Annotated in this window: 20 protein-coding genes and 1 pseudogene; 11 read left to right on the forward strand and 10 right to left on the reverse strand. The window is 71.2% G+C overall.

Going from position 1 to position 21,642, the window contains the following annotated elements; genetic code table 11:
* Nucleotide 1: 1 nt before the first annotated feature.
* Together dnaJ and hrcA are read right to left on the reverse strand one after the other, a co-directional pair.
* Nucleotides 2–1,141 carry a molecular chaperone DnaJ gene (dnaJ, locus tag ABR571_RS15760; protein WP_409454156.1) on the reverse strand — a complete coding sequence of 380 codons (1,140 nt, stop codon included), beginning with the start codon at nt 1,139–1,141 and terminating at the stop codon, nt 2–4.
* Nucleotides 1,142–1,206: 65 nt separating this feature from the next.
* Nucleotides 1,207–2,226, reverse strand: a complete 1,020-nt coding sequence (gene hrcA / locus ABR571_RS15765) for a heat-inducible transcriptional repressor HrcA (RefSeq protein ID WP_409454157.1) — start codon at nt 2,224–2,226, stop codon at nt 1,207–1,209.
* Between the two features lie 123 nt (nt 2,227–2,349).
* Between hrcA and ABR571_RS15770 the strand changes: the two genes are divergently transcribed.
* Both ABR571_RS15770 and ABR571_RS15775 read left to right on the forward strand, forming a co-directional pair.
* Nucleotides 2,350–2,661, forward strand: coding sequence for a type II toxin-antitoxin system VapB family antitoxin (locus tag ABR571_RS15770; RefSeq protein ID WP_409454158.1), 312 nt, complete (start codon nt 2,350–2,352; stop codon nt 2,659–2,661).
* Nucleotides 2,662–2,663: 2 nt separating this feature from the next.
* Nucleotides 2,664–3,194 carry an AAA family ATPase gene (locus ABR571_RS15775; protein WP_409454159.1) on the forward strand — a complete coding sequence of 177 codons (531 nt, stop codon included), beginning with the start codon at nt 2,664–2,666 and terminating at the stop codon, nt 3,192–3,194.
* A 3-nt stretch (nt 3,195–3,197) separates the two neighbouring features.
* Here ABR571_RS15775 and hemW read toward each other — a convergent pair whose 3' ends face one another.
* Nucleotides 3,198–4,442 carry a radical SAM family heme chaperone HemW gene (hemW, locus tag ABR571_RS15780; protein WP_409454160.1) on the reverse strand — a complete coding sequence of 415 codons (1,245 nt, stop codon included), beginning with the start codon at nt 4,440–4,442 and terminating at the stop codon, nt 3,198–3,200.
* A gap of 307 nt (nt 4,443–4,749) precedes the next feature.
* Here hemW and ABR571_RS15785 point away from each other — a divergent pair, with 307 nt between their 5' ends.
* Genes ABR571_RS15785 through ABR571_RS15805 form a run of 5 tightly spaced genes read left to right on the forward strand, consistent with a single transcriptional unit; the run spans nt 4,750 to nt 7,662 of the window.
* Entirely contained in the window at nt 4,750–5,493 is a 744-nt protein-coding gene (locus ABR571_RS15785; RefSeq protein WP_409454161.1) for a dienelactone hydrolase family protein, read from the forward strand.
* A 2-nt stretch (nt 5,494–5,495) separates the two neighbouring features.
* Nucleotides 5,496–5,750: a DUF6295 family protein gene (locus ABR571_RS15790; RefSeq protein ID WP_409454162.1), complete on the forward strand. Its 255-nt coding sequence runs from the start codon at nt 5,496–5,498 to the stop codon at nt 5,748–5,750.
* Nucleotides 5,751–5,772: 22 nt separating this feature from the next.
* Nucleotides 5,773–6,741, forward strand: coding sequence for a zinc-binding dehydrogenase (locus tag ABR571_RS15795; RefSeq protein WP_409454163.1), 969 nt, complete (start codon nt 5,773–5,775; stop codon nt 6,739–6,741).
* Nucleotides 6,738–7,274: a 2'-5' RNA ligase family protein gene (locus tag ABR571_RS15800; protein ID WP_409454177.1), complete on the forward strand. Its 537-nt coding sequence runs from the start codon at nt 6,738–6,740 to the stop codon at nt 7,272–7,274. The genes ABR571_RS15795 and ABR571_RS15800 overlap by 4 nt, the downstream gene beginning before the upstream one ends.
* Nucleotides 7,275–7,281: 7 nt before the next feature.
* Nucleotides 7,282–7,662 carry a VOC family protein gene (locus ABR571_RS15805; RefSeq protein WP_409454164.1) on the forward strand — a complete coding sequence of 127 codons (381 nt, stop codon included), beginning with the start codon at nt 7,282–7,284 and terminating at the stop codon, nt 7,660–7,662.
* Here ABR571_RS15805 and lepA read toward each other — a convergent pair.
* A complete protein-coding gene (gene lepA / locus ABR571_RS15810) occupies nt 7,652–9,487 on the reverse strand; it encodes a translation elongation factor 4 (protein WP_409454165.1) in 1,836 nt (611 codons plus the stop codon). The genes ABR571_RS15805 and lepA overlap by 11 nt on opposite strands.
* 39 nt (nt 9,488–9,526) lie before the next feature.
* On the opposite strand from lepA, the gene ABR571_RS15815 reads away from it, so the two are divergent.
* The 4 genes from ABR571_RS15815 (at nt 9,527) to rpsT (ending at nt 12,454) form a co-directional block, all read left to right on the forward strand.
* Nucleotides 9,527–10,513, forward strand: coding sequence for a ribose-phosphate diphosphokinase (locus tag ABR571_RS15815; RefSeq protein ID WP_409454166.1), 987 nt, complete (start codon nt 9,527–9,529; stop codon nt 10,511–10,513).
* An 8-nt stretch (nt 10,514–10,521) separates the two neighbouring features.
* A complete protein-coding gene (locus ABR571_RS15820) occupies nt 10,522–11,664 on the forward strand; it encodes a low temperature requirement protein A (protein WP_409454167.1) in 1,143 nt (380 codons plus the stop codon).
* Nucleotides 11,665–11,669: 5 nt separating this feature from the next.
* The gene (locus ABR571_RS15825; RefSeq protein ID WP_409454168.1) at nt 11,670–12,047 is read left to right on the forward strand and encodes a hypothetical protein; all 378 of its coding nucleotides are present in this window, start codon (nt 11,670–11,672) and stop codon (nt 12,045–12,047) included.
* 146 nt (nt 12,048–12,193) lie between these two features.
* The gene (rpsT, locus tag ABR571_RS15830; protein ID WP_409454169.1) at nt 12,194–12,454 is read left to right on the forward strand and encodes a 30S ribosomal protein S20; all 261 of its coding nucleotides are present in this window, start codon (nt 12,194–12,196) and stop codon (nt 12,452–12,454) included.
* Nucleotides 12,455–12,534: 80 nt separating this feature from the next.
* On the opposite strand, the gene holA is transcribed toward rpsT, so the two are convergent.
* From holA to ABR571_RS15860, 6 genes and pseudogenes are all read right to left on the reverse strand, one after another.
* On the reverse strand, nt 12,535–13,533 hold the full coding sequence (gene holA, locus ABR571_RS15835; RefSeq protein WP_409454170.1) for a DNA polymerase III subunit delta: 999 nt from the start codon (nt 13,531–13,533) through the stop codon (nt 12,535–12,537).
* Nucleotides 13,534–13,847: 314 nt separating this feature from the next.
* Nucleotides 13,848–15,965 (reverse strand): annotated as a pseudogene (locus ABR571_RS15840) (ComEC/Rec2 family competence protein); the annotation flags it as partial.
* A complete protein-coding gene (locus tag ABR571_RS15845; RefSeq protein ID WP_409454171.1) occupies nt 15,962–16,846 on the reverse strand; it encodes a helix-hairpin-helix domain-containing protein in 885 nt (294 codons plus the stop codon). The gene ABR571_RS15845 and the pseudogene ABR571_RS15840, both read right to left, overlap by 4 nt.
* Before the next feature lie 175 nt (nt 16,847–17,021).
* The gene (locus tag ABR571_RS15850) at nt 17,022–17,864 is read right to left on the reverse strand and encodes a DegV family protein (RefSeq protein ID WP_409454172.1); all 843 of its coding nucleotides are present in this window, start codon (nt 17,862–17,864) and stop codon (nt 17,022–17,024) included.
* Between the two features lie 13 nt (nt 17,865–17,877).
* Nucleotides 17,878–20,742, reverse strand: coding sequence for a leucine--tRNA ligase (gene leuS / locus ABR571_RS15855; RefSeq protein ID WP_409454173.1), 2,865 nt, complete (start codon nt 20,740–20,742; stop codon nt 17,878–17,880).
* Nucleotides 20,743–21,035: 293 nt separating this feature from the next.
* The coding region (locus ABR571_RS15860; protein WP_409454174.1) for a histidine phosphatase family protein at nt 21,036–21,642 on the reverse strand (607 nt) is incomplete at its 5' end.

Raw genomic sequence — 21,642 nt, forward strand, 5'->3', positions numbered from 1 at the left:
CTTACTGCCGAAAGGCGTCGCGCACCTTGCCGAACAGCCCGGACGGCTTCGTGGTGACCGACACGTCCTCGGCCCGCAGCTCCGCGAACTGCCGCAGCAACTGCTCCTGCTCCTCGTCGAGCCGGGTCGGTGTCCGCACCTCGACATGCACGTACAGGTCCCCGCGGGTGGAGCTGCGCAGCTTCGGTACGCCCTTGGCGCGCAGGTGCAGCACGGCGCCGCTCTGCGTGCCCGGGCGGATCTCGATCTTCTCCTCGCTGTCGAGCGTGGTCAGGACCAGCTCGCTGCCGAGTGCGGCGGACGTCATGGGGACGCCGATCGTGCAGTGCAGGTCGGCGCCCTCGCGGGTGAACGTCTCGTGCGGCTGCTCGGCGATCTCGATGTAGAGATCGCCGGCCGGGCCGCCGCCGGGACCGACCTCACCCTGTCCGGCCAGCCGGATCCGCATCCCGTCCTCGATGCCGGCCGGGACGTCGACGGTCTTGGTGCGCCGGGCCCGCACGCGTCCGTCCGTTCCACAGGTCGGGCACGGGGACGGGATCTGCTCGCCGGTGCCGCCGCAGGCCGAGCAGGCCCGCGTCGTCATCACCTGGCCGAGGAACGACCGCTGCACCGACTGGATCTCACCCGCGCCACCGCACGTCGCGCAGGTGCGCGGCTTGGTGCCAGGAGCGCAACCGTCGCCGTGGCAGGTCTCGCAGACGACCGCGGTCTCGACCGTGATCTCGCGGCGCACGCCGAAGGCGGTCTCCTCCAGCGTCAGCGACAGCTGCAACAGCGCATCGGCGCCAGGGCGCACGCGCGAGCGCCGGCCCCGCCCGCCGCCCATCGGGCCGCCGCCGCCGAAGAACGCCTCGAACACATCACCGAAGCCACCGAAGCCACCGAACGGGCTGCCGGCACCGCCGCCGCCCTGCGAGAGCGGATCGCCGCCAAGGTCGACAATGCGGCGCTTCTCCGGATCGGACAGCACCTCGTAGGCGGTCGTGACCTCCTTGAACCGGTCCTGCGCGGCCGGATCGGGGTTGACGTCGGGGTGCAGCTCGCGGGCCAGCTTGCGGTAGGCGCGCTTGAGCTCCTCGGGCGTCGCATCCTTGCGCACCCCGAGCAGCCGGTAGTAGTCGCGCACAGCGTCAGCCACGAACCCGTCCGTCCTCACGAAAGCAGTTGGCACTCAAGTTCAGTGAGTGCCAGATCCAGTGTAGGTCAGCGGTCCTCGAGCAGGGTGCCCACGTACCGCGCCACCGCGGCGACCCGCGCCATGGTCGGTGCGTAGTCCATCCGGCGGGGACCGAGAACGCCGACCGCACCGACGGCGGATCCGTGCAGTCCGTAGCCGGTCGAGACGACCGAGGCCCCGGCCAAGCCCTCGTGGTGGGTCTCGTTGCCGATCATGACGAGGACCTTGCTGGACGACACGGACTGGTCGAGCAGACGCAACAGCACGACCTGCTCCTCGAGCGCCTCGAGCACCGGGCGGATCGCCGGGAAGTCGAGAGTCTGCTGGCTCAGGTTCGCCGTCCCGCCCAGGACGACGCGGTCGCTGGTCGGCTCGACGAGCACCTCGAGCAGGACCGAGGTCAGCGTGGCCAGCATCCCGCGGAGGCCCGTGTCGACCTGCGACGGCAGGTCGCTCACGATCTCGGGCGCCTCCGACAGCAGCCGGTCGCGCAGCTTGGCGTTCAGCGTGGAACGCAGCTCGTGCACGTCGTCCTCGGCGACCGGGGACGGCAGGTCGACGACCCGTTGCTCGACCCGGCCGGTATCGGTGATCACCACGAGCATCAGCCGGGTGGTGGAGATCATCACGAGTTCGAGGTGGCGGATCCGGCTGCGGGACAGCGTCGGGTACTGCACTACTGCCACGTTGCGGGTCAGCTGGGCGAGCGCGCGCACGGCGCGGTGCAGCACGTCGTCCAGGTCGACGGCGCCGTCGAGGAAGGCCGAGATGGCCCGCTTCTCGGCGCCGGACAGCGGCTTGATCTCGGTGAGCCGGTCGACGAACATCCGATAGCCGGCGTCGGTCGGCACCCGGCCGGCGCTGGTGTGCGGCTGGGCGATGAGGCCGTCCTCCTCGAGGGCGGCCATGTCGTTGCGGATCGTGGCCGACGAGACGCCGAGATTGTGGCGGTCGACCAGCGATTTGCTGCCGACCGGTTCATTGGTGGCGATGAAGTCCTCGACGATCGCGCGCAGCACCTCGAGCTTGCGGTCTTCGACGCCCACGGGGTCCGCCACTCCTTCCGGTGCTGAAGTCCTAGCTCCAGCTTAGTTGGGTTCCCGTAATCCCGGGACGGGAGCGATAGGGTGCCGACAAAAGCGGACCGGGCCACTGCGGAGCGGAAAACTGTGATCTTCAAAGCCGTGCGGGACGGGCGCCCGTACCCGGATCACGGCCTGTCCGCCCGCGACTGGGCCAACGTGGCGCCGCGCACGATCCGGCTGGACGAGCTCACGACGACCAAGCGGCGTCTCGAACTCGACCACCTGCTGGACGAGGATTCCACCTTCTACGGCGACCTGTTCCCTCACGCCGTCCATTGGCACGGCGAGATCTACCTCGAGGACGGCCTGCACCGGGCGCTGCGGGCGGCGCTGCAGGGGAGGACGACGCTGCACGTGCGGATCCTCGACCTCGACGCCTTCCGTCCCATCGGCTGACCGTGGGCGACCTGCTCGTCGTGACCGGGCCCCCGGGAGCCGGGAAGTCGACCGTGGCGGCCATCCTGTCGGCCGGTTTCCCGCACAGCGCGCTGGTGCCCGGTGACGACTTCTTTCGCTTCCTCGGCCAGGGGTTCATCGAACCGTGGCTGTCGGAGGCGCACGTGCAGAACGAGATCGTGACCGAAGCCGCCGCTGCGGCGGCCGGTCGCTACGCGCGGGGCGACTACACCGTCATCTACGACGGGATGGTCGGCCCCTGGCTGCTGCCGTCCTTCGCCCGTGCGGCTGCGGTACCGGTGCTGCACTACGCGATCCTGTTCCCCGATGAGGCCACCTGCGTCAACCGCGTGTTGTCACGGACGGGCCACGGCTTCACCGACGTTCCGGCGACGCGCGACATGTTCGGCCAGTTCGCCCGCGCGCCGATCGACGCCCGCCACGTGCTGACCGATCCGCCCGACGATCCGCAACGGACCGCCGAACTCATCCGTGCACGATTCGAGGCCGGGACGCTGCGGGTGCGCGGGTGACGATCAGCCGGCGGTGAGCAGTTCCTTCACCACGGCATCGGCCATCAGCCGCCCCCGCTGGGTCAGGACCAGCCGGTCGCCGTCGGGCTGCAGCTGCTCGATCAGGCCCCAGCTCACCAGCTGCGGCAACACCCCGCGGGCCCCCTGCGGAAGCTCGGCCACGCTCAGCCCTTCGCGGCGGCGTACCCCGAGCATGATCCGCTCGGTGAGCCGCGCCTCGTCGTCGAGCGTCTCGCGGCCGGCCGCGGGGCTGCGCCCCTCGTCGACGAGGGACGAGTAGCGCGACGGGTGCTTGACGTTCCACCAGCGCACCCCGCTGATGTGGCTGTGGGCGCCCGGGCCGAGGCCCCACCAGTTCGAGTCGGTCCAGTACAGCTCGTTGTGCCGGCAACGGGCGGCGTCATTGCGCGCCCAGTTCGAGATCTCATACCAGTCGTAGCCGGCCGCGCGCAGCGACTCGTCGGCCATCACGTAGCGATCGGCCTGCGCGTCCTCGTCGGGCGCGGGGACCACACCCGACGCGACCTGCCGGGCCAGCGCCGTGCCCTGCTCGACGACCAGCGCATAGGCGCTGATGTGGTCCGGGCCGGCCGCAATCGCGGCGTCCAGCGAGGCCTGCCAGTCGGCGTCGGTCTCGTAGGGCGCTCCGTAGATCAGATCGAGGTTGATGTGCTCGAAGCCGGCCGCGCGCGCCTCGGCGACGACCTGCTCCGGCCGCGTCGGCCGGTGCTGGCGGTCGAGCACGGCGAGGACGCGGGGAACCGCCGACTGCATGCCGATCGAGATGCGGTTGAACCCGCATTCGAGGAGCTTGGTCAGGTAGCCCGGGGTCACCGTCTCGGGATTGGCCTCGGTCGTGATCTCGACGTCGGCGGCCAACCCGAAACGGTCGCCGATCTCGCGGATGACCAGGCCCAGGTGCTCGGCCGGCAACAGGGTCGGCGTGCCGCCGCCGAAGAAGATCGTGGTCACCGGCGAGAACCGGTCCCCGATGACGTCACCGTCGCTCAGGACGTCGACGGCCAGGCGCAGCTCGCGCAGCAACGTGTCGACGTAACCGAGGCGGCTCACGCCCAGACCGAGCTCGGTCGCGGTGTAGGTGTTGAAATCGCAGTAACCGCAGCGCGTCTGGCAGAACGGGATGTGCGCGTACACGCCGAACGGGAGTTCCGCCGCGCGGTCGAGGACGGCGCTGGGCAGGCGGCCGTCGGATGGTGGCGGGTCACCGTGCGGAAGGGCGGATGGCACGGCATCCAGTGTGCGCTACTCCCGGCGCCGGTCGGCGAGGGCGGCCGGTCCGTCGCTCAGCTGCTCGACGGGGCGGGCACAGGTGCGGTCAGCGAAGTGGACGGCCCGGGCTTCGAACCGTCGTCGGAATTCACTGCGCGGACGCCGTACCCGACCGCAAGCGCAACGAGCAGGATCACCAGCGCGACCAGCGGCCGCCGAGCCCGTCGGACGCTGCGCACGAGAGGCAACTCTAGGCCGGGCCCGTCCGCACCGCCTGCCGGAGCCCGCTCATCGCAATCGTGGGCGACGGTGCTTCGATCAGGGCATGAGCGATTCGCTGAGCGCGACCACCGTCCGGATCAGCGGCGTGGACGGCGACGACATCGAGGCGTATCTCGCCCGGCCGGACGGCGACCACCGGCGCGGCGGCGTGGTCGTGATCCATCACCTGCCGGGCTACGACCGGGCGACGAAGGAGATGGTTCGCCGCTTCGCCGAGCTCGGCTACGACGCCATCTGCCCGAATCTCTACTCCCGCGAGGCGCCGGGCGCGTCGCCCGACGACGCCGCCGCGGTCGTCCGGGCGCGGGGCGGGGTTTCCGACGAGCGACTGGTCGGCGACGTAGGCGGCGCGGCCGCTTACTTGCGTTCGCTGCCCACCTCCAACGGCAAGGTCGGCGTGATCGGTCACTGCTCCGGCGGGCGGCAGAGCGTCCTCGCCGCGTGCCGCCTCGAGCTCGACGCCGCCGTCGACTGTTACGGCGCCTTCGTCACCGGCACGCCGTCGCCGGACTATCCCCTCAAGGTCACCAACCTGGTCGACCAGCTGCCGAACCTGCACTGCGCGCTGCTCGGCCTGTTCGGCAACGAGGACTCCTACCCCTCGCCGGAGCAGGTCGACGAGCTCGAACAGCTGCTGCAAGCCAACGGAAAAACCTACGAGATCCACCGCTACGACGACGCCGGCCACGCGTTCTTCGCGGTGAACCGCCCGTCGTACCGCGTCGCCGCGGCCAACGACGGGTGGGAGCGGATCGCCGCCTTCTACGCGGCCCACCTGGGGAGCTGACGATGTGCACCTACGCCACGATGCAGGCCGCGATCGACGGCAGCGCCAAGGGCCCGAACGGGTCGTGGTTCCACGTCACCGACGCGACGGTGTACTTCGACCACCCGGTGCACGCCATGGCCGACCACACGCTCAACATCGACTTCGCCGCCCCCGAGCGCGGCCCGTCCGCCCGGGTCGGGGTGGAACTCACGGCAGCGTCGGCGCGTGAGCTGGTCGCGGCGATTCAGGCCGCCCTGGCCAGCGGACCGTCGTAGCGTCTTCACTAGGGTCGAGACCATGCGCGCCGCCTACGCCGAGTCGATCAACCCCGACGATCCGCTGAAGGGCCTGGTCGTCGGCGAGCGACCCGACCCCCAGCCGCCCGAGGGCTGGACGCGGGTGAAAGTCAACGCCGCGAGCCTCAACCACCACGATCTGTGGACGCTGCGCGGCGTGGGGATCAAGGCCGAGCAGCTGCCGATGATCCTCGGCTGCGACGCGGCCGGGATCGACGAGTCCACCGGCGACGAGGTCGTCGTCCACGCGGTGATCAACACGCCGGGGTGGACGGGCGACGACACCGTCGACCCGGGCCGGACATTGTTGTCGGAGAAGCACCAGGGATCGCTGGCCGAGTACGTCATCGTGCCCAAGCGCAACGTCGTGCCCAAGCCGGCCGAGCTGTCCTTCGGCGAGGCGGCCTGCCTGTCGACCGCCTGGCTCACGGCCTACCGCATGCTGTTCACCAAGTCCGGCCTGCGTCCCGGCCAGTCGGTACTCGTCCAGGGCGCGACCGGCGGCGTCGCTACGGCCTGCATCTCGATGGCGCGGGCCGCGGGCTTCACCGTCTACGCGACCGCCCGGTCCGAGGCGAAGCAGGCCACGGCGCTCGAGCTGGGCGCGCACGCGGCGTTCCCGTCTGGCGCGCGGTTGCCAGAGCGGGTCGACGCGGTCATGGAGACCGTGGGCGAGGCAACGTACTCCCACTCGGCCAAGTCGTTGAAGCCGGGCGGCCGGATCGTCATCTCCGGCGCCACCTCGGGACCGAACCCGCCGGCCGAGCTGAACCGGTTCTTCTTCCTGCAGCTCGAGCTGGTCGGCTCCACGATGGGCACGCGAGACGAGCTCGGCGACCTCATCGCGTTCCTGCACGCGACCGGGCTGCGTCCGCACATCGACCGGACGCTCCCCCTCGAGCAGGTCGCGGACGGTCTTACGGCCATGGCGTCCGGCGACCTCGTCGGCAAGATCGTGCTCGAGCTCTGAGCCGGACACTCGTCGTCTGCGCGGCGTTCGACGCGGCCACCGATGCTGCCGTCGAGACGCTGCGGGAACGCGTCGCCGCCGCCGGGCACGGCGTCCGGCGCGCACACCGTCCGCATCTCACCTTGACGGCGGCCCGCACCGATGACGCCGATGATCTCGCGGCAGTGGTCGCCGAGGTGGCCGCCCGGCACGCGCCGGTTCCGCTGACGATGCGCGGGTTCGGCGGCTTCCCCAGCGGGGTCCTGTACGTGGCGACGGACGAGTCGCCGCCCCTGCGGGAGCTGCAGCACGATGTCTACGACACACTCGCGCGGAAGTGGCTGCCGGCCTTCGGCGCGCAGAGCGCACCGGGCGACTGGGTGGCCCACTGCACGCTGGCCACCCGCCTGCCGCGCCCATCTCTGCGCGCGCTGCGCGATGCCCCGTTCGACCCGTTCCCGGCCACCGCGGACGCGCTGACCGTCATCGCCGTCAGCGGCACGGGCGACCTGGCCCGATTCCCGCTGGCCGGGCCGCCCCCCGAACCGCGATGATCGGTCGATGATCGACCACGTCTCCGTCCAATGCGCCGACCTCGCACAGAGCTCGACGTTCTACGACGCCGTCCTCGCCCCGCTCGGTGCCCGTCGCGTCCTCGAGCACGACTTCGCCATCGGTTACGGGACCGAATTCCCGGAGTTCTGGATCGGCGCTCGGGCGACCGGCGAAGGCTTTCGCGAGTCCCATCTGGCCTTTCGGGCAGCGGACCGGGCCGCCGTCGACGCTTTCTTCGACGTGGCCGTCGGGCTCGGGGCCGAGGTGTTGCACGAGCCGCGGGTGTGGCCGGAGTACCACGCGAGCTACTACGGCGCGTTCGTGCGCGATCCTGACGGCAACAACGTCGAAGCGGTCTGCCACCGCCCCGAGGAAGCTACTTCTTGACCTCGACGTCGCCGGTGGACAGCGCGGCGATGAACGCCTCCTGTGGCACTTCGACCCGGCCGACCATCTTCATCCGCTTCTTGCCCTCTTTCTGCTTCTCGAGCAGCTTGCGCTTGCGCGTGATGTCACCGCCGTAGCACTTCGCGAGGACGTCCTTGCGGATCGCGCTGATGTTCTCGCGCGCGATGACCCGCGCGCCGATCGCGGCCTGGATCGGGACCTCGAACTGCTGCCGGGGGATCAGCTTGCGCAGTTTGCCGGTCATCGACGTCCCATAGGCGTACGCCTTGTCCTTGTGGACGATGGCCGAGAAGGCGTCGACCGTCTCGCCCTGCAGCAGCACGTCGACCTTGACCAGGTCGGCCAGCTGCTCGCCGGCCTGCTCGTAGTCGAGCGACGCGTAGCCGCGGGTACGGGACTTCAGCTGGTCGAAGAAGTCGAAGATGATCTCGCCGAGCGGCAGCGTGTAACGCAGCTCGACGCGGGTCTCGGACAGGTAGTCCATGCCGCCGAGGTTGCCGCGCCGGTCCTGGCACAACTCCATGATCGCGCCGATGTACTCGCTCGGCGCGATGATCATCGCCTTGACGATCGGCTCGTAGATCGCCGCGATCTTCTGCCCGCTCGGCCAGTCGGACGGGTTGGTGACGACGTGCTCGGTGCCGTCCTCGAGCAGGACCCGGTTCACCACGTTCGGCGCAGTGCTGATCAGGTCGAGGCCGAACTCACGCTCGAGCCGGTCGCGGGTGATCTCCAGGTGCAGTAGACCGAGGAAACCGCAGCGGAACCCGAACCCGAGCGCGGCGCTGGACTCCGGCTCGTAGACGAGGGCAGCGTCGTTCAGCCGCAACCGGTCCAGGGCGTCGCGCAGGATCGGGTAGTCCGAGCCGTCGATCGGATACAGCCCGGAGTACACCATCGGGCGCGGATCGCGGTAGGCGCCGAGCGATTCGGCCGCTGGCTTGGCCGCGTCCGTGACGGTGTCGCCGACACGTGACTGGCGCACGTCCTTCACGCCGGTGATCAGATAGCCCACCTCGCCGACGCTGAGCCCCTTCGTCGGCACCGGCTCCGGTGAGATCACGCCGATCTCGAGCAACTCGTGCGTGGCGCCCGTCGACATCATCCTGATCCGCTCGCGCGGGGTGAAATGACCGTCCACCACGCGGATGTAGGTGATCACGCCGCGGTAGATGTCGTAGACGGAGTCGAAGATCATCGCCCGCGGCGGCGCGGCGGCCTCGCCGACCGGCGCCGGCACGTCGCGGCAGATCACGTCCAGCAGGGCCTCGACGCCCTCGCCGGTCTTGGCGCTCACCCGCAGCACATCGTCGGCGTCGCAGCCGATGATGTGCGCGATCTCGGCGGCGTACACGTCGGGCTGCGCGGCCGGCAGGTCGATCTTGTTGAGGACCGGGATGATCTGCAGGTCGTTCTCGAGGGCCAGGTAGAGGTTGGCGAGGGTCTGGGCCTCGATCCCCTGGGCGGCGTCGACGAGCAGAACCGCGCCCTCGCAGGCGGCGAGGCTACGGCTGACCTCGTAGGTGAAGTCGACGTGGCCGGGCGTGTCGATCATGTGCAGTACGTGCTCGACGCCGGTCTCGCGGCTCGTCCACGGCATACGCACGTTCTGGGCCTTGATCGTGATGCCACGTTCGCGCTCGATGTCCATGCGGTCGAGGTACTGGGCCTTGGCCAGACGGGGGTCGAGCACGCCGGTCAGGCGCAGCATCTGGTCGGCGAGGGTCGATTTGCCGTGGTCGATGTGCGCAATGATCGAGAAGTTGCGGATCCGGCCCGGATCCGTCCGGCCGGCGGATGTCACGCGGTCATTGTTTCACGCCGACGCAGTTACGCTGCACGCATGCGCGAGATCGTGGTGCTCTCCGGGAGCGCCCACCGACCTCTGGCCGACCGCATCTGCGAACATCTCGGCGTCCCGTTGTCCGGCGTCGAGATCCGCCGCTTCAGCAACGACTGCCTCTACGTCCAGCTGCAGGAGAACTGCCGCCAGCGCGACGTCTACGTCATCCAGCCGCTGGTGGCGCCGACGCAGGAGCACCTCATGGAGCTGCTGCTGATGCTCGACGCCGCGCGGGGCGCCTCGGCCGCACAGGTGACCGCCGTGATCCCGCACTACGCGTACGCGCGGTCGGACAAGAAGGACGCCTCGCGGATCTCGATCGCCGGCCGGCTCGTGGCCGACATGCTGACGACGGCCGGCGCCGACCGGGTCCTGACCATGACGCTGCACGCACCGCAGGTGCACGGCTTCTTCTCCGTCCCCGTCGACCACCTCACCGCCATCGGCGAGCTGGCCGACCACTTCCGCACCCACGACCTCGACGGCACCGTGGTCGTGTCCCCCGACCTGGGCAACGCCAAGACCGCCACCCAGTTCTCGCGGCTGCTCGGGCTGCCTGTCGCCGCCGGCTCCAAGCAGCGCCTCGCCGACGACCGCGTCGTCATCGACGCCATCGTCGGCGACGTCCGCGGCAAGAAGGCGATCGTGCTCGACGACGAGATCGCGACGGGCGGTTCCATCCTCGAGTTGCTGGAACGGCTGGCCGAGCAGGACTGCACGGAGGTGGCCGTGGCCTGTACGCACGGCTTGTTCGCCGGCAAAGCGCTGCCGCGGCTGCACGAGCACCCGATGGTGTCCGAGATCGTCACCACCGACACGGTGCCGCAGCCGGCGGAGGACTGGCCCAAGCTGACGGTCCGCTCGGTCGCTCCGCTGTTCGCCGAGGCGATCAGCCGCATCCACGGCGGTGAGTCGATCAGCAGCCTGTTCGACGGCGTGGACCCGACGCACGGACCACCCCAGCCGCAGCTGCCGTTCGGCGCCTGACTCGACTGATGTCGGACTCGAGCGACACGGGCGGGACGCGGGTCTCGACACTGGAACTGTTCTTCGACCTCGTCTTCGTCTTCACGATCACGCAGCTCGCATTCATCGTCGAGCGCCACCCGTCGTGGAGTGCCGTCGCGCAGGCCCTGCTCGAACTCGTCGTCATCTTCTGGATGTACGGCGGTTATGCCTGGCTGACCAACACCCTGGGCACGGGGTCGCCTCGGCTGCGGGCCGTGCTGCTGCTGGGCATGGCGGCGTTCTTCGTCGTCTCGTTGACGGTCCCCCACGCCTTCGACCGCGACGGCGTCGCGTTCGGCTGGGCCTATCTGGTGCTCACCGTCATCCATCTGGCCGGTTTCCTGATCGGCGGCGTTGCCCGGGCCGCCGCGGCGATGCGCCGCATCGGTCCGCAGAACCTGCTCGCCTCCGGGCTGATCCTGGTCGCCGGTTACGCCGGAACTCCCTGGCAGTGGTGGCTGTGGGCCGCCGCCGTGATCGTGCAGTGGGGCGCGGCCGTGCTCAGCGGGTCGACCCAGGCGTTCGCCATCGATGTCGGCCACTTCGCCGAGCGGCACGGGCTCATGGTCATCATCGTGCTCGGCGAGTCACTGGTCAGCGTGGCCCTGGCCGCCGAGCAGTTGCCGGTGACCGCGCGGCTCGTGTTCGGCACCCTGTGCGGGCTGGCGGCCTCGGCCGCCATGTGGTGGTGCTACTTCGCGGGCGAGGACGAACGGGCCACCCGGGCGCTGGCGCGCTGGGATGCGTCGACGCGCGGCTCGCATGCGTTGTTGCACTACGACGCCCCGCACGTGCTCATGCTGGCGGGAGTCGTCTCGGTCGCGGCCGGAACGCGGCTGTCGTTGCCCGAGCTGACCGAACCGACCGGGCGGGCGGCGGCCGCGCTGCTCGCCGGCGGCGTCGCGGTGTACCTCATCGCACTCGGGCTGTTCCGCGCGGCACTGCGCTTCGGCAACCCGGGACCGCGCCTCGTCACCGGCCTCGCGGCGCTCGCCTTGATTCCTGTGGGCACCGGGTTCGGCGCCGCCCAACAGCTGCTGGCCACGGCCACCCTCGTGGTCGCCATGCTCTTCGTCGAGCGTGCGGTGGACGCCCGTACCGGGGCGACGAACGGTCATCGGGCAGGATGAGCGCCATGAGCGACCCGCGCACCGCCGTCGAGTACCGCCTGCCCGCGATCGACCTCCGCCCCGGCGATCTCGTCAACACCTCCCCCGGCGAGGACGACTGGCAGGAGGTCGTCGGTGTTTACCGCCAGCCGGGCGACGCCAAGAGCGACGAGCTGCGCACCCTGCTCCAATCCCTCGGCGGCCGGTATGTCGTGGTCCAGCTCACCGACGTGGCCCCGGTCGACGGGGGGATCTTCTTCGACGCGGACGGCGCCGCGATGATCTACGGCGACGAGGCGGACGAGGACCAGGCTGTGAGCGAGGTCATCAGTACCGAGGACGGGATCCGGACCTATCTGTACACGAAGTTCGAGCTGGTTTCGGCCCGCGCGGCCCAGGGCTGACCGGCCCTCCTGACCCGCCGGATTTGGGGGGCTCGGCGCGCCGCTGGTAGTCTGGTGAGGTTGCCTGCTCGCCGGAGGCCCGGCGCACGTACCTTCATCTCCAGTCCATCTGCAACTCATCTGCAACAGGAACGTCGAGGCTTTTCGTGGCGAACATCAAGTCCCAGATCAAGCGGATCCGCACCAACGAGGTCGCGCGCCTGCGCAACAAAAGCGTCAAGTCGTCGCTGAAGACGGCGATCCGGCAGTTCCGCACCGCGGCCGACTCCGGCGACCGGGCGGCCGCGCTGACCGCGCTGCAGACCGCGTCGCGCCAGCTCGACAAGGCGGCCAGCAAGGGTGTCATCCATCCCAACCAGGCGGCCAACAAGAAGTCGGCGATGGCCGCGCGGGCGAACTCGCTCTAACTCCGCCGCTTCGCACTCCCGAGCCGTGCAGCTGTCCAGCTGCACGGCTCGACTGCGTTCCCGGGCCCCCGCTGGTCGGCTCAGGAACTCCCGAGCGCCCGGGCCGCTCCGATGCGCCGGACCGCCAGTTCCAGCGCGAAGGCCGGGTCGGCGGCGGCGCCCTTCACGTCGGCGTTCAGCGTGGCCACCACGCCGAGCGCCTGACGCAGGCCGGCCGCGTTCCAACCGCGGGCCTGGCTCGATGCGCGCTTGACCTTCCACGGCGGCATTCCCAGCTTCTTGGCGAGCGCGAACTGGTCGCCGCGACCGGCCGACGCCACCCGGGCGACCGAGCGGACGCCGTCGGCCAGCGCGTCGGCGATCACCACATGTGGCACCCCGACGGCGAGCGCGAACCGCAGCGCCTCGAGCGCGAGACCGCTGCGGCCGACGACGGCGAGGTCGGAAACGGCGAACCCGGTGACCTCGGCCCGGCCGCGGTGGTAGGCCCGCACGACGTCCAGGCCGATGTCACCGCCCGAGTCGCTGACGAGCTGGCCGGCGACCGCAGCCAGTTCCCGCAGGTCGCTGCCCACCGCGTCGAGCAGCGCGCTCACGGCGTCCGGGCCGATCCGCCCGCCGTTGCGCCGCACCTCGGCGCGGACGAAGTCGGCCCGTTCGTCGGGCCGGGTCAGCTTGGCGCAGCCGATCTCCAGCGCCTTGGCCTTCCGGGCGGTCTCGAGCAGCGCCTTGCCCTTGGCGCCGCCCACGTGGTGCAGCACGATGACGGTGCCGTCGGCGGGGGATTCGAGATACGGACCGAGCACGGCCGCCGCGGCGGCGCGGACGTCCTGGCCGCTTTCGATGATCAGCACCCTGGCCTCGCCGAACAGCGAGGGACCGAGCATCTCGTGCAGTTCGGCGCCCTCCAGCTCGCTCCCGGAGAGCCGGGTCTCGGCGACCGACGCGTCGGCCCGGCGGGCGGCGGCGGAGATCGCGCCGATGGCCCGGTCGACGAGCAGGCCCTCGTCCCCGACGAGCAGGAACAGGCCGGGCAGCGGATCGGGAAGGTCGTCGATGTCGACGGGACGCGACGGCATACCGACATCCTCGCACCGGCCGCCGACGGTGCCGGGCGCGGTGCCCGGACCGACCCACCGGCGGCGGGCGCCGGGCGCCACCGACCGAGCGTGGTCGCCGCGGTTCCGTGCGCGACGGCGATGAGATGCCCGGCCGAGCCGGCGACCGCGACGTCGCCTTGCCGATCGGTCCGCAGCGTCGGTACTCCGAGCCGCGCGAGTTCGGCGAGCAGGACCGGCGACGGATGGCCGTAGTCGTTGTGCGCGCCGACGCTGATCACCGCCAGCGACGCGTGGACCGCAGCCAAGAACGCCGGCTCCGAATATGCGGAGCCGTGGTGCGGCACCTTGAGGATGGCCGCGCGCAGGTCCGTGCCGGCTGCGACCAGCGCTCGCTGGGCCTCGACCTCGGCATCGCCGGGCAACAGGATGCGCACGCCGCTGACCTGCGCGCGCAGCACCAGGGAGGAGTTGTTCGGATCGGAGCGGGTGCCGTGGAACGGCGCGGCCGGGCCGAGGACATCGAGGTGCACGTCGCCGACGTCGAGGGACGTCCCTTCCGGCGGCGACAGCACCGCCCGCCCGAGCGCCGTCGCCACGCGGTGCACGATGACCGATCCGGACTCGGGGCCGTCGAGCGGACCGGTGAGGATGCGCCCGATCGACCGGCCGCGGACCACGCCGGGCAGCCCGGCGACGTGGTCGAGGTGGAAGTGGGTGAGCACCAACAGCGGGATCTGCCGCACACCCAGCCCGCGGAGGCACCGGTCGACCGCGATCGGGTCCGGGCCGGCGTCGATCATGACGGCGGCGCCCGGACCGGCGGCCACGACGAGGGCGTCGCCCTGGCCGACGTCGCAGGCGGCGAAGAGCCAACCCGGCGGAGGCCAACCCGATGTGACCGCGCGGACCGGGATGAAGATCACCGCTGCTGTCACAGCAGCCGCGACCAGGGCCCGGCGCACACCCGACTGCCGGCCGGCGATCGCAATCCCGGCCACGGTCAGCAGCAGCACCAGTCCGCCGGCCTGCCCGCCGGGCCACGGCACCATCGCTCCCGACAGGCCACCGAAGTAATCGGCCACGCCGACCAGCCACCGGCACGGCCAGCCCGCCACCCAGACCAGGGCCGCACCGCCCCCGGCCCAGACGGGCGCCACGACGGCAGCGGCGAACCCCACCACCGTGACGACCGCGACGACCGGTTCGGCGAGGACGTTGGCCGGGATGGCGACGAGGCTGACCCGTCCGGAGATCGCCGCGATGATCGGTGCGGTGACGAGATGGGCCGCGGCCGCCACTGCCAACGCCTCGGCAATGCCGACAGGCACTCCCCGCTCGCGCAGCGCGCGGGCCCACCCCGGCGCGACGAGCAGCAGCGCCACCGTCGCCAGCACCGACATCGCGAACGACGGGCTCCCGGCGAGCGTCGGATCCCAGACCAGCAGCGCCAGCACGGCGGCGGACAGCGCCGGCAGCGCCGCCCGCGGCCGCCCGGTGCCGAGGGAGACGAGGGCGATCGCGCCCATCAGCGCCGCGCGAAGCACGCTCGGTGACGGACGCGCCACGACCACGAACATCAGCAGCACCGCGCCGCCGAGCACCGAGGACACCCAGGGCCGGGCCCGGGCCCGCCGGAGCACCAGCAGCACCGCGCCGACCACGATCGAGCAGTTCGTCCCGCTCACCGCGACCAGATGCGTGAGGCCGGCGGAACGGAACCGGTCGGCCAGCACCGGGTCGAGGTTCGTGGTGTCGCCGTCTACCAACCCCGGCAGCAGGCCACGCTCCTGGTCGGGCAGCCCCGCTGCGGCCGTCCGCAACGCCGAGCGGATCCGGCCGGCCGCACGTTGCCACCACGGTGGGACGCCCAGCCGGAGCGGCGACGTGTGAGCGAGCAGCGTGACCGAAAGGTCGCTTCCGGCGAGGTCGGGTTGCAGAGCGCCGTCAAGCCGGACCCGTTGCCCGGGCAGCAGGTCGCGCCACGGCGCCGCGTCGGCGAGGACCAGAACCGGGCCGTCGACCGCTGTCGCGCGGCCGCGGACCAGCACCTCGTCGGCCGCGGTCTCGACGGCGACGCGCGGCGACCCGGCCACGCCCTTGGCCGCGAGCAGGCGCGGGTCGGAGGTGACGGTCAGGATCGCGGTGACGGGTGCGTGGTCGCGGGCCAGCGTGACGAGCGGGGAAGCCCGCGCATGAGCGACGCGCCCGGCGAGGGGGCCGAGAGCAAGGGCGACGCAGAACAGCATCAGGGCGCCAGCGTGCGCTCCGGGCCAGCGCCGGCCGACCACGAGCAAGGCGACGGCCACGCCGGCAGCTGCCGCCGCACAACTCAGGATCGGGGTCGGCGCCCTGGCACCGGCCCACAGCACCGCCAGCCAGGCCGCACCGGCGCCGACTGCCAATCGCAGATCGACGGGCTCGCGGCGACCGGCAGGCCCGGGGGGCGTCATACCGTGACCAGGGACTTCAACGCCGCGAACTTGACCTCACCGATGCCCGGCACGTCGTTGAGCTGATCAACCGTCGCGAAGTGGCCATGCGCAGTTCGCCAGTCGAGGACGTGCTGGGCCAGCACCGGGCCGACGCCGGGCAAGGTCTCGAGTTGCTCGATCGTCGCCGTGTTGAGGTCGACCGGCTCCCCAGCACCTGGACCTGGAGCACCGTTGCCGGCCATGCCTCCCCCACCGCCCGGGCTGCCGTCGCTCCCGGCCACTACGGCCGCTCCGGCCGCTGCTCCGCGGGCTGAGCCGGCGATCCCGACCGGAATCTGCTGCCCGTCGACAACCTTCGCGGCAAGGTTGAGGCTGCTGAGGTTCACTCCGGCCAGGGCGCCCCCGGCGGCGCGCACCGCGTCGTCCACGCGGGCCCCGACCGGCAGCCGGTACAGCCCGGGCCGGCGCACCTTGCCGGCCACATCGACCACCACAATCGCCGGCGCGGTCGGAGTCGCGGGAGCCGCCGAGGACGCGCCGGCCGGCACCCGACCGCTCGACCCGGCGCTCGCCGACAGCGGGCCGGTGGGGACCGGGCTGGAGGCGCCTGCGACACCGGTCGGCCCGACCGCGAGCGCGCGGGGGCGTTCGGCCACGACCCACAGCCCGGTCAAGACCGCGGCGACGAGGACGGCAGCACCGACCGCCACGACCGCCCGCCGCCCCGGATCCAGCCGTACCGGGATCCGCGCCTGCAGCCGCTGCCGCCAACCCGGCCGATGCGATGCTGGCCGAAGTGGCGGGTCGTCGTCGTCCGCAACGACAGCCCCGGTCCGGTCGCCGTGCTCGCTCAGCAGATCCCGGACGCGCGCCGCTACCCGCGTCGACTCACCTCGCACCGCCACGACGCTAGGCAGTCGAGCAGGGTGCCGACGCCGGCTGGGCCGGCCTGTGGACGGCCAGCGAGCTTGTGCACGGGACGGACCCGGATGTCAGCCCCGCGTGCTACCGCCCACGCCCGCTCGCGCTGCGTCGCGGCGAACGCCCTCGTTGGCGCGGATCACCGTCGCGAAATCAGCGCCGCGAGATCACGGTGCCGACAACCCCCGGGCCGAGGTGGGCACCGATCACCGGTCCCAGTTCCGAGACGCGCGAGTCGCCCAGCCTCGGCAGTTGGTCGCGCAGCTGCGCCTCGACGGCGGTCGCCCGCTCCAGGGCGACGACATGATGGACGGCGAGGTCGACGGGGCGCCCGCCGGCCGCGCGGACGGTCAGTTCGACAAGCCGGGCCAGCGCCTTCGTCGACGTCCGCACCTTCTCCAGACCGACGATCTGCCCCTCGATCAGCTGCAGCAGCGGCTTGACGGACAACGTCGTACCGAACAGCGCAGCGGCGGTGCCGATGCGGCCGCCCCGGCGCAGGTACTCCAGCGTGTCGACGTAGAACAGCGTGCTGGTTCCGTCGACCGTCGCGGTGGCCGCGCCCTGTACCTCCGCGGCCGAGCCGCCCTCGGCCGCTCGGGTGGCTGCCGCGATCACCGCGAAGCCGAGCCCCATCGCCGTCGAGCGCGAGTCGACCACGCGCACCACGCCGTGCGGGAAGTCCTGCGCGGCGAGGACGGCCGACTCCCAAGTGCCCGACAGGGCGGCCGACAGATGCACCGAGACAACATTCGACGCGCCCGCGTCCAGCAGCTCCTGGTACTTGGCGGCGAACTCGGCCGGCGCCGGACGCGACGTCGACACCCCCACCTTCGACCGCAGGGCCCGGGCGACGGCGGCCGACGAGACGTTGACGCCGTCGACCGCCGTCCGGTTGCCCATCGTGACCCGCAGCGGCACGACCGCGATACCCAGCCTCTCGAGCGTCTCCGAAGGCAGGCACGCCGTCGAGTCGGTCACGACGGAAACCGCCATCAGCCGAGACCCATCACACGACGAAGTTGACGAGGCGTCCGGGCACCGCGACGACCCGACGCGTCTCCCGGCCCTCCAGCGCAGCGGCGATCCGTTCGTCGCCCCGTGCCGCCGCCTCCATCGCGGCGGCGTCCGCGCCGGCCGGCATCGTGAGCACCGCGCGCAGCTTGCCGTTCACCTGCACCGGCACCTCGACGGTGTCGTCGACCAGCAGCGACTCGTCCACCACCGGGAAGCCCTCCCACGCCAGCGAGGACGTGTGTCCCAAGCGCGACCACAGCTCCTCGGCGATGTGCGGAGCCAGCGGCGCCAGCATCAGCACCAGCGCCTCCGCGACCGCACGCGGCGCTCCGCCGTCCGGGTAGGCCTGCGTAATCGCGTTGTTCAGCTCGGTGACCCGCGCGATCGACGTGTTGAACCGCAGCGTCTCGTAACCGTCGCGCACTGCGTGGATCGCCTTGTGCAGCAGCCGGTTCAGCTCGTCGGGCACCGGCTCGTCGGACACATGCGTCTCGCCGGTCTGCTCGTCGACCACGACGCGCCACACGCGCTGCAGCAACCGGTACGGGCCGACGATGGCCTTGGAGTCCCACGGCCGGGACTGCTCCAGCGGGCCGCCGAACATCTCGAACAGGCGGAAGGTGTCGGCGCCGTACTCGCGGATGAAGTCGTCGGGATTGACGACGTTCTTCAGCGACTTCCCGATCTTGCCGAACTCCTGGTGCACCTCGGTGCCGTTGTGGAAGAACCGGCCTTCGTGCTCGACCACTTCAGCGGCTGGGACGTAGAACCCGTCCGCGTTCGTGTAGGCCGGCAGCTGCAGCATTCCCTGGTTGACCAGGCGATGGAACGGCTCGGACGACGACAGGTGGCCCAGGTCGAACAGCACCTTGTGCCAGAACCGCGCGTAGAGCAGGTGCAGCACCGCGTGCTCGACCCCGCCGACGTACAGTTCGACGCCCCCCAGTGGCCGGTCGGCGTTGGGCCCCATCCAGTAGTGCTCGACGGCCGGGTCGACGAACCGCTCGGTGTTCGTCGGGTCGAGGTAGCGCAGCTCGTACCAGCAGGAGCCGGCCCAGTTCGGCATGGTGTTCGTCTCGCGCCGGTACTTCTTCGGCCCGTCGCCGAGGTCCAACTCGACCTCGACCCAGTCGCTCAACCGGCCCAGCGGCGGCTCGGGCGTGGACTCGGCGTCGTCGGGCGGGAAGGACTTGGGTGAGAAGTCGTCGGTCTCCGGCAGTTCCACCGGCAGCATCGAGTCCGGCACGGCGATCGGCAGGCCGGTCTCGTCGTAGACGATGGGAAACGGTTCGCCCCAGTACCGCTGGCGGCTGAACAGCCAGTCCCGCAGCCGGTAGGTGACCGCGCCCCGGCCCCGACCGGCCGCTTCCAGCCACTCGATGATCCGAACCTTGGCCGTCGGAACGTCCAGGCCGTCGAGCGAGAGACCCTCGATGGACGAGTTGACGGCCGGTCCCTCGCCGGTGAAGGCCTTGCCCTCCCATCCATCGGGGGGCGCCACCGTCCGGATGATCGGCAGGTCGAAGACCTCGGCGAACTCCCAGTCGCGCTCGTCCTGGCCCGGCACGGCCATGATCGCGCCGGTGCCGTAGCCCATGAGGACGTAGTCGGCGACGAACACGGGCAGCGCAGTACCGGTGACCGGGTTCTGCGCGAAGGTTCCGGTGAAGACGCCGGTCTTCGCGCGGTCACCCGCCTGCCGGTCCAGCTCGGAGCGGCCCGCGGCGGCGGCCCGGTAAGCGGCGACCGCGTCGTGCGGAGTGGCGGCGTCGGCGGTCCACGACGGCTTCGCACCGTCGGGCCACGTCTCGGTCGTCAGCGCATCGACCATCGGGTGCTCCGGGGCCACGACGACATAGGTGGCGCCGAACAGGGTGTCCGGTCGAGTGGTGAATACCTCGATGTCACCGACCGATGTGGCGAAGGCGATGTGCGCTCCGGTGGAGCGGCCGATCCAGTTGCGCTGCATCGTGCGCACCTTTTCCGGCCAGTCGATCTGGTCGAGATCGCGCACCAGCCGGTCGGCGTAGGCGGTGATCCGCATGTTCCACTGCGGCAGCGGCCGCTTGAACACCGGGACGTTGCCGCGCTCGCTGCGCCCGTCCGGCGTCACCTCTTCATTCGACAGGACCGTGCCCAGACCGGGCGCCCAGTTGACCATCGACTCGGTGCGGTAGGCCAGGCGGTGGTTGTCGACCACCTGCCGACGCTCGATGTCGGACAGTTCGCCCCAGCCCCGGTCGAAGGGGTTGCTTCCCGGCGCCGGCTGCCTCGTCCCGGCGTCCAACTCGCTGATCAGTTCGTCGACAGGACGGGCCTTGTCGGCGATCGGGTCGTACCAGGCGTTGAAGATCTGCAGGAAGATCCATTGCGTCCAGCGGTAGAACTCGGGATCGGTGGTCGCCACCCGTCGCCGCTCGTCGTGTCCCAGGCCGAGCCGGCGCAGCTGCGTCAGGAAGATCTCGATGTTGCCGTAGGTCGTGGTGCGCGGGTGCTGGCCGGTCTCGATCGCGTACTGCTCCGCGGGCAGCCCGAACGCGTCGAAGCCCATCGTGTGCAGGACGTTGTCACCGCGCATCCGCCGGTACCGCGCGTACACATCGGTGCCGATGTAGCCCAGCGGGTGCCCGACGTGCAGCCCGGCCCCGGACGGGTACGGGAACATGTCCATGACGTAGGCGTGCGGTCGGATGGCGACCCGCGCGAATTCCTCGTCCAAGGGGCCGGACGGATTGGGCGCGTTGTAGGTGCCCTCGTCCGCCCAGCGCTGCTGCCAACCGGTCTCGATGCCCTGGGCCATCGCGGCGGTGTAGCGGAACGGGGGTACGTCGGACGCTGAGTCTGCGCCGGTGGTCATCGTGGGCTCCTATACCGAAGTGGTCGTCCGCGGACAAACGAAGAGCCCCTGCCGCTGGCAGAGGCTCGGCCGCGCTGGCAGCGGATGCTGGCTCAGCGCGGCTCGGTAAGAAGCAGTCGACCGCTGGTCACAGCACGAGAATACGGCACCGGAGGCATTCCCAGGGATCAAGGTGCACGCCCCGCGTCCGCCGTCCGTCGCCGCCGGACGCGGGGGCACCTAACGGCAACTGTAGAGCGTTCCTGGTGAAGGGTGAACGCTCAACCGCCTATGGCGTCGATCACTCCGGCCGATCACGCGTCGGCGTCGGAGGCGTCGTCGGCGTCCGACCGGGCCGGAAGGGGAACGACGGTGCCCGGTACGCCCAGATTGTGCCCGCGCAGGCGCCACGCCATGGCCCCGCCGGCCACCGGCTCGGCATAGAGCTCGGACCAGTGGCAGTTGGCCAGCGGACCGAGCGGGTGGACGGCTTGGGCGATCCCGAGCAAGGAGTTGGTCAGCGCCATCGCAGTGGCGCTGTGCGTGACGAGCACAGCGGTGCCCGTCACCGGCAGTTCGGCCCATGCCGCACTCGCTCGCTCGGCGACCTCGTTGCGCGTCTCGCCACCGCGCCGGCTGACGTCGAGGCCGGCCATCCAGTCGGCGTACTCGTCGGGGTAACGGTCGGCGACCTCCTCGCGGGTGAGCCCCTCCCAGTGGCCGAGGTTGCGTTCGCGCAGCCGTGGCTCCTTCACGACCGGCAGCGCGACGACGTCACCGACGATCTCGGCGGTCTGCAGCGCCCGCGCCGCGTCGGAACTGACGAGCAGTTCGGGGCGCAGGGCGGCGATGAGCGAGGCCACCTCGTAGGCCTGGGCCCGCCCCACCTCGTCCAGTGGCGGGTCGGCCTGGCCCTGGAAC

Source organism: Jatrophihabitans sp., assembly GCF_046262535.1.
Classification (GTDB): Bacteria; Actinomycetota; Actinomycetes; order Mycobacteriales; family Jatrophihabitantaceae; genus Jatrophihabitans.

Bases quoted from the DNA above. Each gene is read 5' to 3' on its own strand.
- ABR571_RS15785 (WP_409454161.1), top strand. From the start codon at position 4,750: ATGAGCGATTCGCTGAGCGCGACCACCGTCCGGATCAGCGGCGTGGAC.
- ABR571_RS15790 (WP_409454162.1), top strand. From the start codon at position 5,496: ATGTGCACCTACGCCACGATGCAGGCCGCGATCGACGGCAGCGCCAAG.
- ABR571_RS15795 (WP_409454163.1), top strand. From the start codon at position 5,773: ATGCGCGCCGCCTACGCCGAGTCGATCAACCCCGACGATCCGCTGAAG.
- ABR571_RS15805 (WP_409454164.1), top strand. From the start codon at position 7,282: ATGATCGACCACGTCTCCGTCCAATGCGCCGACCTCGCACAGAGCTCG.
- ABR571_RS15815 (WP_409454166.1), top strand. From the start codon at position 9,527: ATGCGCGAGATCGTGGTGCTCTCCGGGAGCGCCCACCGACCTCTGGCC.
- ABR571_RS15820 (WP_409454167.1), top strand. From the start codon at position 10,522: ATGTCGGACTCGAGCGACACGGGCGGGACGCGGGTCTCGACACTGGAA.
- ABR571_RS15825 (WP_409454168.1), top strand. From the start codon at position 11,670: ATGAGCGACCCGCGCACCGCCGTCGAGTACCGCCTGCCCGCGATCGAC.
- holA (WP_409454170.1), bottom strand. From the start codon at position 13,533: ATGCCGTCGCGTCCCGTCGACATCGACGACCTTCCCGATCCGCTGCCC.
- ABR571_RS15850 (WP_409454172.1), bottom strand. From the start codon at position 17,864: ATGGCGGTTTCCGTCGTGACCGACTCGACGGCGTGCCTGCCTTCGGAG.
- leuS (WP_409454173.1), bottom strand. From the start codon at position 20,742: ATGACCACCGGCGCAGACTCAGCGTCCGACGTACCCCCGTTCCGCTAC.